15 protein-coding genes are annotated in these 17,601 nt (G+C 50.7%); 5 read left to right on the top strand and 10 right to left on the bottom strand.

Features of this window, described 5'->3' with window-relative positions:
* The first annotated feature begins 112 nt into the window (after positions 1-112).
* The 4 genes from L0156_21555 (at position 113) to L0156_21540 (ending at position 7,250) form a co-directional block, all read left to right on the top strand.
* Positions 113-4,594, top strand: a complete 4,482-nt coding sequence (locus L0156_21555; protein ID MCI0605580.1) for a hypothetical protein — start codon at positions 113-115, stop codon at positions 4,592-4,594.
* Positions 4,587-5,588 carry a type IV secretion system protein gene (locus L0156_21550; GenBank protein ID MCI0605579.1) on the top strand — a complete coding sequence of 334 codons (1,002 nt, stop codon included), beginning with the start codon at positions 4,587-4,589 and terminating at the stop codon, positions 5,586-5,588. The genes L0156_21555 and L0156_21550 overlap by 8 nt, the downstream gene beginning before the upstream one ends.
* A 594-nt stretch (positions 5,589-6,182) precedes the next feature.
* Positions 6,183-6,794 (top strand): hypothetical protein, encoded by a 612-nt coding sequence (locus tag L0156_21545; protein MCI0605578.1) that lies wholly within the window; start codon positions 6,183-6,185, stop codon positions 6,792-6,794.
* Between the two features lie 51 nt (positions 6,795-6,845).
* Entirely contained in the window at positions 6,846-7,250 is a 405-nt protein-coding gene (locus L0156_21540) for a hypothetical protein (GenBank protein ID MCI0605577.1), read from the top strand.
* A 52-nt stretch (positions 7,251-7,302) separates the two neighbouring features.
* Here L0156_21540 and L0156_21535 read toward each other — a convergent pair whose 3' ends face one another.
* Positions 7,303-7,467, bottom strand: coding sequence for a hypothetical protein (locus tag L0156_21535; GenBank protein ID MCI0605576.1), 165 nt, complete (start codon positions 7,465-7,467; stop codon positions 7,303-7,305).
* A 545-nt stretch (positions 7,468-8,012) separates the two neighbouring features.
* Between L0156_21535 and L0156_21530 the strand changes: the two genes are divergently transcribed.
* Complete coding sequence (locus tag L0156_21530; protein ID MCI0605575.1) at positions 8,013-8,603, top strand: TonB-dependent receptor; 591 nt, start codon at positions 8,013-8,015, stop codon at positions 8,601-8,603.
* Positions 8,604-8,610: 7 nt separating this feature from the next.
* On the opposite strand, the gene cobD is transcribed toward L0156_21530, so the two are convergent.
* The 9 genes from cobD to L0156_21485 are packed head-to-tail and all read right to left on the bottom strand — an operon-like array spanning position 8,611 to position 17,581.
* Positions 8,611-9,708, bottom strand: a complete 1,098-nt coding sequence (cobD, locus tag L0156_21525) for a threonine-phosphate decarboxylase CobD (protein MCI0605574.1) — start codon at positions 9,706-9,708, stop codon at positions 8,611-8,613.
* Position 9,709: 1 nt separating this feature from the next.
* On the bottom strand, positions 9,710-10,666 hold the full coding sequence (gene cbiB / locus L0156_21520; protein MCI0605573.1) for an adenosylcobinamide-phosphate synthase CbiB: 957 nt from the start codon (positions 10,664-10,666) through the stop codon (positions 9,710-9,712).
* Complete coding sequence (gene cobS / locus L0156_21515) at positions 10,663-11,400, bottom strand: adenosylcobinamide-GDP ribazoletransferase (GenBank protein MCI0605572.1); 738 nt, start codon at positions 11,398-11,400, stop codon at positions 10,663-10,665. The genes cbiB and cobS overlap by 4 nt, the downstream gene beginning before the upstream one ends.
* The gene (gene cobT / locus L0156_21510) at positions 11,397-12,437 is read right to left on the bottom strand and encodes a nicotinate-nucleotide--dimethylbenzimidazole phosphoribosyltransferase (protein ID MCI0605571.1); all 1,041 of its coding nucleotides are present in this window, start codon (positions 12,435-12,437) and stop codon (positions 11,397-11,399) included. Before cobT ends, cobS begins: the two co-directional genes overlap by 4 nt.
* A 7-nt stretch (positions 12,438-12,444) precedes the next feature.
* On the bottom strand, positions 12,445-12,957 hold the full coding sequence (cobU, locus tag L0156_21505; GenBank protein MCI0605570.1) for a bifunctional adenosylcobinamide kinase/adenosylcobinamide-phosphate guanylyltransferase: 513 nt from the start codon (positions 12,955-12,957) through the stop codon (positions 12,445-12,447).
* Positions 12,930-13,787 carry a sugar phosphate isomerase/epimerase gene (locus tag L0156_21500; GenBank protein ID MCI0605569.1) on the bottom strand — a complete coding sequence of 286 codons (858 nt, stop codon included), beginning with the start codon at positions 13,785-13,787 and terminating at the stop codon, positions 12,930-12,932. Before L0156_21500 ends, cobU begins: the two co-directional genes overlap by 28 nt.
* Positions 13,784-15,265: a cobyric acid synthase gene (locus tag L0156_21495; GenBank protein ID MCI0605568.1), complete on the bottom strand. Its 1,482-nt coding sequence runs from the start codon at positions 15,263-15,265 to the stop codon at positions 13,784-13,786. Before L0156_21495 ends, L0156_21500 begins: the two co-directional genes overlap by 4 nt.
* Positions 15,255-16,637 (bottom strand): cobyrinate a,c-diamide synthase, encoded by a 1,383-nt coding sequence (locus L0156_21490; GenBank protein MCI0605567.1) that lies wholly within the window; start codon positions 16,635-16,637, stop codon positions 15,255-15,257. The genes L0156_21495 and L0156_21490 overlap by 11 nt, the downstream gene beginning before the upstream one ends.
* Positions 16,634-17,581: a cobalamin-binding protein gene (locus tag L0156_21485; GenBank protein ID MCI0605566.1), complete on the bottom strand. Its 948-nt coding sequence runs from the start codon at positions 17,579-17,581 to the stop codon at positions 16,634-16,636. The genes L0156_21490 and L0156_21485 overlap by 4 nt, the downstream gene beginning before the upstream one ends.
* Between the last annotated feature and the right edge of the window lie 20 nt (positions 17,582-17,601).

Genomic DNA, 17,601 nt, shown 5'->3' with positions numbered 1-17,601 from the left:
TCACTTAAAGAAAGAATTATGAGTGGAACAAAGGCAGCCTAACAAACAACCTGGAGGAGCGATGCATCCTTCTTTTTACAGGAAAAATGGGACTTGACCCACGACAACCACATTGGCCGATTCCATTAAGTATGTGACACAAGACGGTCAACAGATGGATGCAAGGACGGCTGTATGGAACACGTTCTTTGACATGTACCGAAATATCGCGCTTGAATCCGTTCAGCCATCATCGAAGGGACAGAAGGTTGTCCGGTGGGTCGGGAACTTCATCGGACTTGGGGGTGTGATCGATGCCGCTCACATCCTTGGCTTCATCGTAAGTCCGGCCGGCATCACATCGATCATGTTCATTCTGACTACTCTTTTAGTAGCATTGTTCTCCTACATACTGGACGCCGGCGCCGACATTCTGTTGATGATCCTGAGACTCGTTGGACCCATAGCTCTTTGCTTTGGTCTGATCCGGAGCACCCAACATATCGCGTGGGGATGGCTGCAGAGATTTATCGAAGTATGTCTGTGGAAGCTTGTTTATGCAATTTTCATTGTTGGGATTGCCACCATTTTTGAACGCCTGGGACAGGTTGCATTCGATCCTTCTTACTATCAAGACCTGGATACACTGACTGGCCTGCAATGTAGTTTCACTGCGATGCTTCTTTCCATTGTCGTGGGCATCGTTGCCCTTTTTATGCTGGCAAGCATCCCAAGTATCTGTGCAAGTCTGGTCGAAGGTCGCTCTGCCGGAATGGGCACAACAGTGTCTCTCCTGTTAGGAGCCGCTGCATACGGCGCCATGTCTGTGGCGCGGCGCGCAGCGGCGTCAGCAGGCACGCGCCTGCGCGGAGGCGGCAACAATGGATCAGGGGGCGTAAAGGACGCTGTTGATAAGCAAAAACAGGCAGATCGCTTAGGCAGGAAAGTTGATTCTGAGAGGCAGAACTATCATCAGATGCAGCAGAAAGCAGCGGCAGGACTTGCATCTCCGCAGGCGATGCAAAAGGCGGGAGAAAAACTCGGAACGCTGATTGGGCAGCACAATACTGCGCAAGCCCACGCGATTGCGGCAGCTGCACGAATCACAACGCCCATGCTGAAGCAAGCAGCCGATAACATCAAGTCGGCTGAAAGAATGAAGCAAGATCTCGCCACACTGTCCGCTGCCGTTCAAAAACTGCCTGACAGCCCGTTGAAAGATCAGGCCCTTGCGGCACTGAAGAGCATGCAGGAAGCAGCCGACAAGGCAAAAGCGTTTGCTGAACAAGCAACAAAGCATGCGGCGGCAACAGGAACTGCAATCCAGGGGCACCTGGAAAAGGAAGCTAAAAAATCTCTGGATCAAGCGGCTGCAGCGGCCGCGGCTTCGAACGCCATGCTGAAAGCAGCCCGGGATGAAGGAGGTAAGCTGGCAGGTTTAGCGAACGAACTTGGAATAAAGTTTTCCGCCGGCGGACAGAATCCGAACAATTTGATTCAGAACGCGATTGATAAGCAGAACATCGCCGCCAGCAAACAGCGTGAGGAGATCGCTGCTAAACAGGAGCTGCAACGGGTTCAGGACCTGGCGCGTCAAGGAAACGCTTCACCTACAGATGTGAAGAACACATCAGAAAAATATGGTGATGCTCTGGCGGAAGCTCGTGCCGCCAGGAGAGATGCAGTGGCGGCGATCTCATCTGTGACGAAACCCGTAAGCGCAGAAGCGAAAGAGGATCTTAAGGCCGCTTCACAAATAGAGAAGGACGCTGTCAAGTTGCAAAGCGCATTTGCAAAGACTCCCGATAGCGCAGTGAAACAAGAGGCACAGAAAGCGCTTGCAAATACTCAGAGGGCGACTGAGACAGCGAGAATTCAGGCGAATGAGGCAAGGCGAAAAACGGCTGCGGCAGCATCAGCGATCAAAGGTGGAGACGCACAAAAAGCGCAAGAATATATGAAGGCAGCGCGCGAATCCTTGACAGCATCACGTGAAAGCTTGAAGGAGGCAGCAATCCACGCCCAAAAAGCGGACGCGATCGCCAGGTCTTTGGGTATTAAACCTGATTCAGACGGACCGGGCGGCGGAACCGGTGGGCCGAAAGGTTCAGGCCCGAACGGATCCGGCGGATCTGGCAGCGGTTCCGGTCCGAAGAATTCAGGGTCCGGTGGTTCAGGTGGTCCCAATGGAAAGGGCGGATCAAGCATGAGGAGTTCCGGTTCCGGCGGAGGAATGACCAACTCTGGAGGATCGCAGTCGTCAAACTTCAAGACAGGCGGCCCCAGTGCAGGTCCCACAACCCAAGCCAAGTTCGGAAACAGTACAAATGTTGTAGGAGGCTCCGTCATTCCGAAGACTTCAACTGCAGACGGATCGAACGGGTCAAAGATCGCAGGAGTTCCTGTTCCGTTACAGAGCGGCGCCGTGTCGAAAGTACGGACTTCCGATTCAACTTTACCTGCTCCAACAAAAAGTTCGGGCAATGGAAACTCCCCTGCTTCCGCCGGTTACTTCCAAAAGAAACATGAATCAGACGTCGGCCTCACCAAGAATGCGAGCTCATCTCCGAATCCGATTTCCAGTTCAGGGAATTCAACTGGTTCTAAAAGTCCTGCTTCTATTTCAGCGAATTCGCGATCTTACGTACCCGATAACTCAAAAGGTAATCCGGGCACTTCCGGGTCAACGGAAAACAAAAACTTATCTTCGCGCGGTTCACGCACGAACGAGTCTTCCACCGGCGATCGAAAAAACAAAACGACAGCACCGGGCACGCAATCATCATCAGCTAATCCGACAACGGGAGTCGTTTCGCCAAAGTCAGAAAAGTCGACTGAAGTTTCGCAAATGCAAAACAAAGCGCAAAGCGACTCCTTCAGCTGGAATCACACACCTGTTTCTTCAAAATCACAGAAAGTGTCCGATCCCCCGGCAAAAGAATATCGCGAGTCTGGCGCTACTCCAATAAAATCCGGCGCTTCAGAGAAGACGGGCCCTTCAAAGGCCGGGAAAACCGAAAAGGAATTGCCTGCTGATCACACTCGTTCAGTTAGCAGTGGGAGATTCGACAAAAACAATCAAACGATGGGTCCCAAAGACCCGCCAACTTCGCATCATGGAAGTATCAATGACCGTAAAACAATTGGATCAAGCTTCGTTCCAACGTCCGGTAAATTGGAATCGAAGAGAGATGCATCAAGCGATTCTACTGTCCCAAGAGATTCCGTTGGAAAATCAACGCGAACCATTTCTAGCGGGAAGGAACAAGCCGATAGCCATGAGATCGTCAACAAAAATAACACTTATTTGGCAAGTACACATGAAGGGAGCCCTGTCAGAGAATCCACAAAAAATTTAGTGGGATCATCCGGTGTCGTAGAAACGAAAGGTTCGAACCAGAAAAACAACAATCCGTCATTCAAGGGCGATCAATCCAGAACGGGGATTCAATCACTTCCTTCGCCTAATTCTGAAGCCGACGGCTGGTCATCTCGCTCTTATAACCTCGACTCACACTCCAGTTCAACCAAATATGAAGGGAAGAGCGCTTCTGGCGATCGTGAGCGAGACCAAAACCGATCAGGAAATCACGAACCCAGGCGATCGGTTACTCAATCTCTCAATAATGAAGCAGCGGAACACTGGGTTCGCTCCGCAAGCCAGAAGCAAGTCGAAGCTTTGGACCGGAGCCTCAATCGCATCCAGGCAAGCCCCGCAACGAATTACCCGGAAGTACGAATTGATTACAAGGCAAACAATGGCAAAGAGCCTCTTTCTGAAAGCAGCGGTCTTAGAGCTGCCGCAGAAAAACGCTTCTCCGAGAAATTCGGCGGAATCGTCAAGGAGTGGCGTTACGAAAAAGACAACGGCCAACTTGTTGGCCATGGATTCCGGAAGGTGGATCCGCGAGAACTGAATCTGAATCACCCTCCTGAGACATACTACGTAAACGGCTTGAAAGCAATCAAACCGGAACCTCAGCTAAGAATTGTTGAGAATCAAGAGTCGCCGCACAAGAAAGATCAGAGCCGAAGTGGAAACGACGAGATACATTTTAAGCCTAGCAATCAAATGTCAACATCGACGTTTGACGCGCGCAAGCACAGCAGCGACTGGGTGGAATGGGCACGAAAAGAAAAGCCGGATCTAGTCAGAGACAATTGGCAAATCTTAATTCCATCTGAATCTTCAAGAGTGCTAAGAGTCGATACGCCGGAGGATGTCGCAAGACTTCTTGCGCACCCCAAATACAGTATGGAAGCTCCTGGTGGAAGCGGACGGGTGCCGAATTTGAAAGCGATTGCTAGGGACTTTGACGGATTCTCAGTCGGACACGAAGTTGCGACTCAAACCGCGAATAATTTTTCCGCATATCCCGCCGAATCGACTGTCTGGTTCAACGCGGCATTCGATGAACAATACAGCATCAAACCACACAACATCAAGGTTCCAGCGAACAAAGATCTTTCGCGACAAAATGAAACTGAAGAATCACCGAAGCAATCAGATTCTCCATTCAAACAAGATGATCTGGAGCGCGATAGAGGACTAAGACGATCCGTCGAAAAGGTCATCAACAAACTGCTGTCGAAGAAGGATAAGCAGCATGAATAGTAAGCACGCGCTCCTGGTGTTTGCGATCGCGCTCACAGTTCTACTGCTTTGGGGATCCAGAACTGATGCCGCTGAGCAGGATTGCACTCAACAAACGCCGTCCCTCCTTACATTGATGGCAAACCAGATTGATCCAAAAGTGGCAGAGTTACGAGATGCAAGTCTAACTTACCTCGTGCCTCCCTTGATCGGCATTGCCATCATCGCAATGTTTTTTGAACATTTTCGCGGTCGCATGGATTACCAGGCTTTGCTTTTACGAATTCTGGTTGTGCTAATACTTCTTCACAATTACACAGCCACAAACAATTTCCGTGACATTATTCGGAATACAGCAAATTCGTTGGCATTCTCCATTACCGGGAACAACAATCGAGCAGAAGCAATCTTTGAAAACCTGTACGTCATGCTTATGGGGCTCGATGCCGCCGGATATAACAATATTGCTGGCAATGCCACAGCCGCATTCGCATTGCTGACCACGCCCGCAGGCATGACCATGATCCTTTTTGCGATTACATCGATCATCGTTGCTGTCCTCAGTTATGTGCTGGACGTTGGCACCAGCATCTTGCTCCTGGTTTTGGACATTTTGGGACCGCTCGCACTGCCTTTTGGAATTCTAACAACGACGAAGGATATTGCATGGGGCTGGATTTACAGATACGCAGAGGTCGCATTCTACAGAGTTCTCTATTCCATATTTATGGTCGCCATTAGCACTTGCTATGCTCTGCTGGCAAAATCATTCAGCCTCCAAAATCTCCTAAAGGACGATCAAATGACTCAACTCAGTTGCATGTTCTCTGCAACAATCCTTGCGGTTGTGATCGCCGCAGTTTCGATCTTCTGTCTTTCGCGGATTCCATCTCTTGCCGCCGGCCTTATCGAAGGCGGGTCTGTCGGAGAAAGCTTCAACGCGATGCGTGATGTCGGCCCCGAAAGAATGCTCGATCCGGAGTTCAGAAAGGCGAAACGCTTCGCAAGGCAGTGATACTGGTGCCCAGTTCCATCTTGGCCCAGACCGCAGGAAGGATGGTTTCTGCTGCTGCCGTTGGTTAACCGTTTTCAGCAGGAAGGTGAACTGCCGCAGAGAATATATTTCAAACCCGCCATTCACTAGTATAATAACGACTGCCCATGAAGAAGACAGGATTACTGCTTTTACTGGTCTGGGGTTTCCTCTCTGTTTCTCCTTCTCTTGGGATCCTGAGCGAAAGAACCTGCGGCAAAGAGTGCAAAGATCATTTCTGTCCGATACGAAATAAAGCTGCACAAAATCTTCCCAAGAATGAAAATATCCATTCTTCTTCATCCTGTCATAACTCACCAAAAGAGAATACTTGCGTCTTGAAAGCTGTTTGCAATCATAAAGATGAGGATTTCCTTTTCGCCTTTCACGCTATCTTGCCTGTCTTGGACACGGGTCAAGCATTCGTGTACGAATTTCCCCGACAAGCAGGAATTCTTTTCCCTGAGTTTTTGTTGTCGAATATCACCACTCCGCCTCCCAAAACGCCGCACCGATCTTAACGTCGATTCAGTTCTATTTCGAAGCCGTCAAACAAATTAATAAAGGAGTGTCATAATGCGTGTATTTCGGGGTTTCTCTGCTTATTGCATTTGCTTTCTTCTTATTTTTGTGTCGCGGGCGGCCGTCGCGGATCATCCTTCAGCAGGTTTCGGTGCCGATTCAACGGGTCCGATTGTCACGGTTGGCGCAATTACTCTTAACAAAGGACAGTGGTCCTTCTCTTCACGGCTGGAATACTTGGATCTCCAGACGTTCACCGATGATCAGCTCATCGAGTTTGCCGAACAAGATCAGCATATCCATAGTACAAGTTCGGTCGTGACAACTTTCCTGAATGTGGCCTATGGTATAACGGATGATCTTTCTCTCAGCTTTCGAGTCCCTTATGTAGCAAGAAACGATATACGAGAAGCGGAAATCGAAAATCATGAACATGAGCGACGTGCAGAGAGTAACCAAGAAGAGGCCGAAATTCACCATGGGAACTCAAGAGGCATCGGTGATGCGCTAGTGTTCGGACAATATCGTTTCATGCAAAACGAGGAATCCGGATTACAAGGAGCGCTACTCGCGGGCCTGAAATTTCCATCCGGCCTGACGGGCGAAACAGATTCCGAGGGAGTTACCTTTGAAACAGAAACATCAGCCCGGTTCCGGCTCAACTGACCTACTCGCAGGACTTGCATTCTCCAAGAAACTTTCCAGAGCTTCGCGGATTTGAATGTTCCTTATACTGCTACAACGGAAGGATCGCAGGATACGGAACTGGGTGATCTATTTCACTACAACCTTGCCCTCTCTTATGGATGGAAGGGGCAAGAAGAGCTTCGTCACCATCATCATGATGACGCGAAACATCAAGATGAATCTCATCCTCATTTTATCTGGGACCTGATCCTGGAGCTGAACGGTGAGTGGCAGCAAAAACACAAAATTGCCGGTGTTGAGGATGAAAACACGGGTGGCAACCTTGTTTACGTTTCGCCCGGAATGAGAATCGGGATGTCGGGACAGTGGTCCGCATTCGTGTCGGTCGGTATTCCGCTGGTAAACGATCCAAATGGCAATCAGCACGAGACGAGCTTTCGAATTGTTTCCGGCATTGGCTTTGGGATTCAGTGAGATGGACGCTCGGCGGCTACGGAATTATTCGGTGTTTCGAGCAGTTCCGGCTCTACCTCGCTTCCCAACGCTTCAAACGCATGATGCGGATGGAAAAAACGCTGAGCCAGAAAGGTCGGAGCGTGGCACTGGCAACAGCCACCGCCACAAGAACCGAGAATTGAGCCTGATTGATAATTCCAGCCTGATAACCGAAAAGGGAGCTGATCGTTCTCATGGTTAATCCGGTACTCATCAACAAAGTTGTATACGTTGCTTCTCTGGGGGAGAAAAATCCTCGATGGAGGAAACACACCAACGAACTTTGTAATTAGTTTCACAGCAAGCAGCAACCCCGAATAAACCGGCGTCCGCCCAAAGCAAAGGCAGGGAGATATTCAAGCCTCCATGATGATCTTCCCCGATTTCAGTCCTGGTTAGCCCTGTTTCAACAAGAACTGCATAAACCACGGCTAAAGAAGTTGTACTCAACGCAATACCGGCGATTTGAGCCGCGCGCCAATCCCAATCCAACACTGTACCGGCAGATGAACATCGTTCCTAGGAAAGCCGAAGGAATGAGAGCGATCCAATCGTAAAGCTTTCGTTGGACCTTTCGCGCGGGGAACAACCATTCATGTAGATCCTCTGACCGGTGAGCAAGCAGAACCTGTAGACCCATTAGTCCGATCCAGGGGAGGCGAGTGGGGGCTGAGAAGTTCTCCATTCAAGAAATGGCAGACGACTTTCTCACTATGGCTGCTCGATTTTGATTCAGAGCTTTTGTTTGTTGGAGACGCGGGCATCACTGAACCCAGTCGTCCCAGCCGCCGCACGGGTTTCGAATGGGATAATCATTACAAGGCGTTTCCATGGATGACTCTCGAATGGAACTGGGCTTATTCGCGCGCTCGTTTCCGCGATGTCGATCCGGCCGGCGACCGGATTCCAGGTGCAGTAGAAGGTGTTTTTACGGCTGGAATTTGGATGGAAGGACTTCCGATCAAGTTCAATCCGTTTAAACATTCAGTAGGCATCCTTACAACCAGACAAGGTGGACAGCTCGCTGATTCGTTCTGGGGACGCTTGATTCTTGGAGCTCATCTGCGGTTTTTCGGTCCACGTCCATTGATTGAAGACAACAGTGTTCGCTCGAAATCCTCGACTCTTGTGAATTTATCTACCGGTTACCGTATCAACAAGAACTGGAATACATTTGTAGATATCTTCAATCTGCTGAATTCGAAATCGAGTGATGTCGATTACTTCTACACGTCAAGACTGCCCGGAGAACCATTCGCAGGAGTAGATGATATTCATACCCATCCAGTTGAGCCACTCTCAGTTCGTTTCAGACTTACGGCCAATTTTTAAGGCTTGCTTAACGCTGGTAATCCTTCCTGCTTTCCAGACCAACCCATTCCTTGATCAAGCCGGCTAACCGCATGTTTTCTTCCGGGAGGCGAACCGCAAGCCTGATAAAATTGTCATTAAGCCCGGTGAAAGAGTCACAGCACCGGATTAGGATTCGATGGCGTTCGAGCCAGTGCTGGAGATGCGACCCGGAGCCGCGTAACTTGACCAACAGGAAGTTTGCCGAGGATGGAAAGACTGTGATGCCCTGAATTTTCCGGAGTTCTTCGACAAATTCTCTGCGGGCAGTTTCGTTCTGATCCCGGGTTCTCTCCTCATATAGTAGATCGGTCAATGCCTTCGCTGCTGCGCGTAAAGCAATACTCGAAACGGGCCATCCTTCAATTTGATACTTCAGCCGGGAAGCAAAAATGTGATTACATACGGCATACCCAACGCGCAGGCCAGGTATGGCGTAAAATTTCGTGAGCGACCGGATGACAATGACGTTGGATAAGTTTGAGGCGCCTGGAAGTACACTTGCCTCCGGAGCATAATCGATAAAGGCCTCATCCACAACCAGGCATACCCGGCGAGGCTCCAGCAACGCAGACAGGTTTTCAATATCGCCACGAGACAACAAAGCGCCGGAAGGATTGTGAGGGTTGTTCAACAAAACCAGATCAATGCCGCGTGAACACACCATTGTATGGAGTGCCTCATAATCAGGCTGAAATGATTGTTGTTCCCGCAACAAATAAGAATCCATCTTTGCGCCGGCAGCTTTCACTGCACGTTGATATTCTGCGAACGCCGGATGCAGCAGCAATGCACGTTTCGGCCTTAGTGCGCGCAACACTGCAAAAATCAAAGCCGCAGAACCGTTGCCTATAGTGATGCTCCCGGCCGGTACGCCAAGTTTTTCAGAAAGAATCCCAATCAACCGGGTAGAGTCCGGATACCATCGAATATCGATAGGTGCTCTCAGGAGTTCTTCGATGACACTCGGCTGTGGTCCCGACGGATTGATGTTTGCGCTGAAGTCCAGTATTTCTTCCGGTCTTACTCGCCAACGGCGAGCGGCTTCATGGACTGCTCCACCGTGTACCGCTGAATCTTGATTCAAATTATCTACCATATATATAGGTAAGAAGGCTCAACAGCATCATGAACGAAAGGAGTGAAACCAGCAGGACAATGACAATGGATCGCTTGAGTGATTCGATGTTCAAAGGAACACGCGCTTCACCGAGGTATGCTCCCTGGCAAGCTTCACCACCGTAAAAGTTCAGCCCACCCAAACGCACGCCGAGTGCTCCGGCCATAGCCGCTTCCGGGCGCCCTGCATTAGGACTGGCGTGTTTACCGGCATCGCGCTGCCATACCTTCCACGCGTTCTGCCAATCAAACCTGCACAGAAATGCTGATGCCGTGATCAGAAATGCGGTTATCCGCGCGGGAAAGAAATTTACCGCATCATCCACTCGTGCTGCGAATTTTCCAAAATACCGGTATCGAGTGTCTTGATGTCCGATCATTGAATCCATTGTGTTGATCACTTTGTAAGCAAAAGCTGCAGGGATGCCACCCAAAGCAAGATAAAACATCGGAGCTACGATTCCATCTGAAGCGCTTTCCGCCGCCGATTCAATCGCGGCACGAACGATGTCCGGGACATCAAGGTCGTCAGTGTCTCTTCCTACGATGCGGGAGAGATGACGGCGTGCTCCTTCAATGTGCCCCGATTCAAGCAACCGATAGATACGGCGGACCTCCAGAACGAGACAGTGTGTCGTGAGAGTGGTAGAAGCCAGATAGATTGACGCCAGAAAGCTAGCCGTTTGGTTCCATCGGCCAAGCAAGTGCACAACCCATGCTGTACTGATCCACATAACCGTAATGATTGAAACAGTCAGAAGTAAACCTCCAAAGAACTCACTCCACGGGGTGTGAGCTATTCTCCTGATCATTCTTTCTCCACTATTCGTGATCCAACCAATCAGCCGAACCGGATGCGGCAACCATTCGGGATCCCCAATGATCAGATCCAGCAGATAAGCCGATATAAAAATTGCCGGATTCAATGCATCAAGCCTCCGGAAAACAGTGCTGTGATTTCCGCAATTTCATTTTGCGCTCCCAGTGTGTCCCCGGTGAAACCGCGGATTTTCAGATAGCAATACATGCCGAAAAGCAAAGCCACAGCACATACGATTCCGAATAGATATACGCCGGACCTTCCAAGAAAATAGAACAGGATGATCACACAGAGGAATAACGATGGAACCGCGTGTTTCACAAAGGAACCTTCCGAAAATGCTTTACCGGTGCCTTCCTGCCGCGCATACGGTAAAGTTGTGCAGGTCGCAGCAATCAGCGCACGGCTCAACATTGGAGACATCGCAAGCATGATGAGACTTCCCGCATTCAAGACATGTGAAAAGGCAAGAAACTTCATAAGCAAACTCAGTGAAATGGCGGCAATACCGTAAACTCCGGTCCGCTTATCCTTCATCATCCCCAACACTGATTCGCGATCCGTTCCCGCGCCAAAGCCATCCGCAGTATCGGCTACACCGTCAAGGTGCAATCCTCCTGTGGAAACGAGTCCGGTAATCACAAGCAGCACTGCTAAAAGATCGAGAGGACAGTGAACCCTCAATAATGCACAGGCAAGAAGCCATTGAAGTAAGCCGAGCAGCAGGCCAGTCACGAAGAACCACCGCAGGCTTGATGAAAAATCCTGCGGCCGGAAATTAAGATTTCGATGGATTCGAAAAACAGTAAGAAACTGAAGGGCGAGCAGGAATGATCTCATTCTTTCTTTCGCGATACTTCCGCTTGCTCAAAAGTAGGCATCTCCCGGAAGAGATCGACTGCCGATTGAATGATGCCAAACGCGAGGGCGGCGCCTGTGCCTTCTCCAAGACGCATGTCCAGATCCAGAATCGGCTTCACATCAAGATGCTGCAAGACAATCCCATAGCCATTCTCCGCCGAAGCGTGGCCGAAAAACATGTATTCTTTCGAAACCGGCGCCAGCGCCACGCTGATAGCGGCAGCCGAACTGCAAATGAAACCGTCAATCACAATGGGAATCCTTTCGGATGCCGCGCCTATGTACAACCCGGAGAGCGCGGCAACTTCAAAACCACCAAAGTGTTGAAGGATCTTCAGAGGTTCCCTGTCAGTGATGTTCCATTTTTTCAAAGCCTCGCGGATGATCTGAGTCTTGTGAACCCTGCCTTTTTCATCCAGACCCGCCCCTTTTCCCGTTACCACATCCGGATCCAAACCGAAAAGCGCAGAATAAATTGCGCTTGCAGCCGCTGTATTTCCAATCCCCATATCTCCGCCTGCGAGAAGCTGTATCCCGTCTCTCTTGGCTTCCTGCGCAAAGCGAATGCCCGCCTGAAAAGCTTCGGTCATTTCTTGAACTGTCATTGCGGGTTCTCGCAGGAAGTTTCGAGTCCCGTTATTGATATGCACGCTGATAAGATCTCTGTGAGAAATGGTGGAAGCGATCCCCATGTCGACAATTTTCAAATCGATTTTGTGCTGTTTTGCCAGCATCGAGATTGCAGCCTTTCCCGCAAGGAAACCACGGACCATCTGAACGGTGACATCCTGAGGATAGGCGCTTACTCCTTCCCTTACGATTCCATGATCGGCCGCAAACACCAGCAGCCTCTTTCTGGCAATGTCAGGAATTTCTGTTCGTGTGATCGCGCAGATCCTTGAGACGATCTCTTCCAGTCGCCCCAGACTCCCTTGAGGTTTAATCAAATTGTCCCAGTGATCCTGAGCTTTCTTGAAAAACAGTGGATCGATAGGCCCGATTTCCGGTATTTTCATTCACACCTCACTTTATATAGAGTGGTAATCCACTGACCATGAAGATCACACAGTGGGCCATCGCCGCAATTCTTTGATTCGTCTTGCCGGCCACATCTCGAAACAGGCGGCCGGAAGCGTGCTCCGGCACAATTCCCATTCCGACCTCATTGGTTACTAAAATTGTAGTAGCTTCTCTGGCCTGAAGTGCCTCACACAGAACGGACACTTCTCTTTCGATCTGCTCTTGATCATAAGAACGCATCAGGAGATTCGACAGCCAGAGTGTGATGCAGTCCACCACCACCGTGTCCGTGTGATTCTCCGTGAGGATTCTTGCCGGCAACACAGGCTCTTCAATCGTTTTCCATTCAGCGCTTCTTTCCAACCGGTGCTGGCGGATCCGTTCTTTCATTTCCTGATCCAATGCTTCGGCTGTTGCAAGGAAGATCCCGGGGCGCGCTGAGGCCAGACGCAGAGCCTGGGCGCTTTTTCCGCTTCTGGCGCCGCCGGTTATGAGTACAATTTCCGCTTTTGCCATTGTCGCCAAAATTTTTGGAAGGATTGTAGACTCTCTGTCAAATGATCGAGCTGAAAGACTTCCAAGATGACCGTCTCCCGGTACCCGAGCTCATCCATTACTTGAAATAACTGCCTGGTGCTTCGCCTGTCTTTGCTGGAAAGTCCGTTGTGATCGATGCCATTTTTTAATCCGTGCAGATGAACCACCCTGGTGGTTTTGAGATATTTCTTGATATGACGCTTGACGGGAAAATGATTCACGCGCAGATGCCCGATATCGATGCAGGTTGCAAAGCCATAGTTCTCCACGAGGTCCGCAACCCATGAAAACGGATACGACAGATTTTCTACGCACAGCAACTGTGGATCGATGCCGGAGGCCAGTAGCTCTTCTGTAGATTTACAGAGCTGGTCCCGCCAATTCCGTAAATCGTTGAACGGTTTTCCATCCGGGTTGCGGCTTGCATAATGAAAAATGAAGCGACGGCATTGCAGCTCAATACCCACTTCGTAGATATGCCGGATCATCGCTACGGAGTTTCTGCGAATCGTTTCGTCTTCATGTCCGGGATAGGCATCGAGCGGTAGATGAATCGAATAAGAAATGTTCTTCTGCTCCGCAAGCTGATTCAATTGAAGGATGGTGGAGTGATCACGAATGTTCGAATGGTTCTCTCCTTCGAAAAGCAAAAGCTGGACTTCATCCAGAAAGTCTCCCAGCAGTTCCACATTGGGAACGATTTCACCCTGATAAATATAGGATGTAGTTCCCAATCGAAACGGGAAACTGCCTTTCATTCCATGAAAAGCGCTCAGCAGCTTGCGGGCTTCCTGAATGGACGCTTTCATATTTTTTTCTCGATGATGCGGTACAAAAGATCCATGTCGATGTTCTTCCGGACCATTGCCGCCAATTCCTGATATGCCAGATCCGGATCGATGGAAAGTACGTTAAGGGGTTCCCAGCCTTTCTTTTTGCGGATCCGGTTTAAGAACCATCTACGAAATTCGGGTTGATCGAAGATCCCGTGAATACTGGATCCATAAATATTCCTGGCCGGATCGGAATACCCTTCCGATCTCACTGGCGAGCGTCCATCCCGTATCAGAAAGAAAGGTGTGTACGAACTTTCGAATCGAACCGAGCCATGATGAATCTCGTAGCCGCGCATTGGAAGCGATGTTTCAAACAGGTCCCCGGAAACCTGCCTTGTTTCCTTTTCCTGTTGAAAAACAGTGCTCGAAGGAACCAAACCGATCCCGTCTGCTTCTTCAGTCAGGGATTCAACTTTCAGAGGATCGAAAATCTTTCTGCCAAGCATTTGAAAGCCGGCGCAGATGCCCAACAGGGTCGTCTCCTGCGGCTTTTTGCTGAGGAATTCTACAAAACCCGCATCTCTTAAATAACCGAGATCCGCTATTGTGGACTTACTGCCGGGAAGGATGATCAAATCAGCACTTTCGCAATCAGCCACGCTGCTCGCATAGCGCAAGGCCACATCAGGCTCCTGCTGAAAGGCATCGAAGTCTGTGAAGTTGGAAAGATGAGGAAGCAGGATCACCCGGACGCGGATCGATTTCTCAGAATCGCGATCAAAAGTCTTTTTTGAAAGCGAATCCTCTTCCGGCAGATTAAGTCTTTTCCAGAACGGAATCACTCCCAGCGCCGGTTTTCCTGTTCGCTGTTTCAGATAATCAATGCCGGATGTAAGGAGTGAAGCATCTCCGCGGAACTTGTTGATCAAGAACGCCGCAATGTTATCGCGCTCCACCGGATCCAACAGCTCCATGGTGCCGACAAAAGAGGCGAAAACGCCGCCTCGATCGATATCGCCAACCAGAACAACAGGCGCAGCGGCTTCCGCGGCAATTTTCATATTCACGATGTCCTGTTCCTTCAAGTTGATTTCAGCAGGACTGCCTGCCCCTTCGATGACGACGATTCCATAGTCTTGCTTTAACCGTTGCAGGCTTTCCAGCACCCGTGGGAATATCTCCTTCTTAAAAGCAGCGTATTCGGCAACGGACATATTTTTTACAGGTCGCCCGCGAAAGATGATCTGGGCTTCCGTATCATGATTTGGTTTCATGAGAATCGGGTTCATGTCAACATGCGGTTCGATTCTGCACGCCGAAGCCTGCATGGCTTGCGCCCTTCCAATTTCCCCGCCTTCTGGAGTGACATAAGAGTTGAGAGCCATGTTTTGAGCTTTAAAAGGAGCAACTCGCCAGCCGTCCTCATGAAGTATCCGGCAGATGGCGGCGGTCAGCACGCTTTTCCCAACGTGAGAAGCGGTGCCTTGAATCATGAGAGTCTTACCCGGCATGTTTTTGGGCCGCCTGTACAAATCGATGCGCCAGCTCGGGCCTGGCGAGAAAATGCAAGTGCACGTACGACGCAATCACACTGCCGACACGCGCGCCTTCGTAGCGCGATTCTTTTTGAAATGCATTCGGCAGCAGCTCGTATGCCGGCGGCACATCCATCGGATGATTCTCCCAGGTGGAATAATGAAATTCGTGTCCACGCATTGTTTCTTGCGCGCGCCACAGCCACGAGTCAGCCGGGACGCGAATCTGGCGATAGCCAAGAATCAATTGTCTGGTCATCACCGAACGGCCAGGCAAAAGACCAACCATAGGATGCGCTCGATTCTGTGCATCCAGAATCTCTTCGGTCAAATACATCAAGCCGCCGCATTCGGCGTAAATCGGCATTCCCGCATCAAATGCGGATCGGATTTCCTCATGCATTGCAATATTTGCGGCAAGGTCTGCCGCATAAATCTCGGGAAAACCGCCGCAAAAATAAACGGCCTGTGTGTCGCGCGGCAAGGCGCGATCCTCCAACGGGCTGAAGAATACGATTTCTGCGCCTGCCGAGCGCAATAAATCCAGGTTATCTTCGTAGAAAAAACTGAAGGCGGCATCGCGAGAAACCGCAATGATTGCCAATGTCTTTCGCTCGGCCGCAACGGATGGATCTTCAATCAAGTCCGGTAGCTCAGGCGCGGAGCGCGCGAGATCCAATATCCGCTCCAGATTTACAGTGGCAGTAATCTTTTCCCGCGCAGTATTGAGCCACTCGCGCCAGCGCCCCGGCTCCATCGCTGGAATCAAGCCGAGATGACGCTCGGGAAGAGTCAAAACATCATCCTGCTGGAGATAGCCAAGGACGGGTGTGCCAGTGCAAGATTCAATCGCTTCCCGCACCATCTGTGCGTGTTTCTCGCTTCCAACGCGATTGAGAATCACGCCGGCAATATTCACGCGCGGATCAAAACTGCAAACGCCTTGAACAATCGCCGCAGCACTGCGCGCCATCGCGCTTACATCAAGAACAAGCAGAACCGGCGAATTCAGGATTCGCGCCATATGGGCCGTGCTGCCTGTGTCCTCTTTGCCCGAAAATCCGTCGAACAATCCCATAACGCCTTCGATGAGGGCGATATCTGCGCCTTGTGCCGCTCGCGCGAAAAGTTGCGCGACAGCTTCTTCGGGAAGCATCCAGCCGTCAAGGTTGCGAGCAGAACATCCGGCTGCGAGCGAATGATACGTTGGGTCAATGTAATCCGGCCCTACCTTGAACGGGGCGACGCGCAACCCGCGTGCGCGGAGCGCAGCGATCAGTCCTGTGGTGATCGTTGTTTTGCCGCTTCCGCTCATCGGCGCAGCGATGATCAGGCGTGGCGACTTCATTGGGCGCTCCGAACGAGTGTAATTCGCCGCGCATCTGTCTTCGCGGGTTCGCCAAGAATTTCGGGATGGAAAATTTTTGCGATCAGCTCAACACCATCAACGATGCGGGGACCCGAGCGACTGAAATAGGAATTCGCATTCACGGCAATCACATTGCCGTTTTGCAAAGCCGGTAAATCCCACCATCCATCAGGAAACGAGATTGATTTCAGAAGCGGAGAACAACCTTCCGCGTCTACAATATCTGTCAATGAATAACCGCACGGCATCAGCAGGATATATTCGGGTTGAGATGCGATGATTTGATCCCATGTCAGACGCACCGATGGCTTGCCCGCGCAACCCAGAATTTCCTGCGCGCCGGCAATCGAAAACATTTCCGGAACCCAGTGTCCGGCGTTGTAAGGCGGATCGAGCCACTCCATGGCAAAAGCGCGCGGTCGAGGTGAATTGTCTTGCGTTTTCTTCTGTACACGCGCCAGACGCTGCCGCAAGGCCGCGATTGTTTCTTCGGCCCGCTCAGAAAGGCCTGCGATCTGACCGACAGCACGAATCGTATCGAAGATGCCTTCGATGCTGGTTGGCTCAAGGGAAACGACCCGCGGATCTGTCGAGAGCTTGCAGGCCGCGTTAACGACGGTCGAATACGAAACCGCGCACACATCGCACAATTCCTGGGTGAAGATGACATCGGGCGCGAGCTCCTGGAGTAATTTTTCGTCAAGCAAATACAGACTTTCGCCACCCCGAATGCGCTGCGAAACGATTGCGTCCAATTCATACTGGCTCAGGTCTTTTGGCAGCGCGCTGCGCGTAAGGCGGTATTTGCCCGCGACTGCTTCAGGCGGATAATCGCATTCGTGCGAAATTGCGACCAATTGATCGGCCAGACCCAGCGCAGCTACGATTTCAGTCGCGCTCGGAAGAAGTGAAACAATCCGCATATTCCTCCTTATCTTTTTGG

The organism is bacterium (assembly GCA_022616075.1).
Taxonomy (GTDB): Bacteria; Acidobacteriota; HRBIN11; order JAKEFK01; family JAKEFK01; genus JAKEFK01.
This window is presented reverse-complemented; position numbering and strand designations above follow the sequence as displayed.

What these genes read in the sequence shown, in the direction of transcription:
- L0156_21550 (MCI0605579.1), top strand. Translation starts at nt 4,587, where the DNA reads ATGAATAGTAAGCACGCGCTCCTGGTGTTTGCGATCGCGCTCACAGTT.
- L0156_21545 (MCI0605578.1), top strand. Translation starts at nt 6,183, where the DNA reads ATGCGTGTATTTCGGGGTTTCTCTGCTTATTGCATTTGCTTTCTTCTT.
- L0156_21535 (MCI0605576.1), bottom strand. Translation starts at nt 7,467, where the DNA reads ATGAGAACGATCAGCTCCCTTTTCGGTTATCAGGCTGGAATTATCAAT.
- cobS (MCI0605572.1), bottom strand. Translation starts at nt 11,400, where the DNA reads ATGAGATCATTCCTGCTCGCCCTTCAGTTTCTTACTGTTTTTCGAATC.
- cobT (MCI0605571.1), bottom strand. Translation starts at nt 12,437, where the DNA reads ATGAAAATACCGGAAATCGGGCCTATCGATCCACTGTTTTTCAAGAAA.
- cobU (MCI0605570.1), bottom strand. Translation starts at nt 12,957, where the DNA reads ATGGCAAAAGCGGAAATTGTACTCATAACCGGCGGCGCCAGAAGCGGA.
- L0156_21500 (MCI0605569.1), bottom strand. Translation starts at nt 13,787, where the DNA reads ATGAAAGCGTCCATTCAGGAAGCCCGCAAGCTGCTGAGCGCTTTTCAT.
- L0156_21495 (MCI0605568.1), bottom strand. Translation starts at nt 15,265, where the DNA reads ATGCCGGGTAAGACTCTCATGATTCAAGGCACCGCTTCTCACGTTGGG.
- L0156_21490 (MCI0605567.1), bottom strand. Translation starts at nt 16,637, where the DNA reads ATGAAGTCGCCACGCCTGATCATCGCTGCGCCGATGAGCGGAAGCGGC.
- L0156_21485 (MCI0605566.1), bottom strand. Translation starts at nt 17,581, where the DNA reads ATGCGGATTGTTTCACTTCTTCCGAGCGCGACTGAAATCGTAGCTGCG.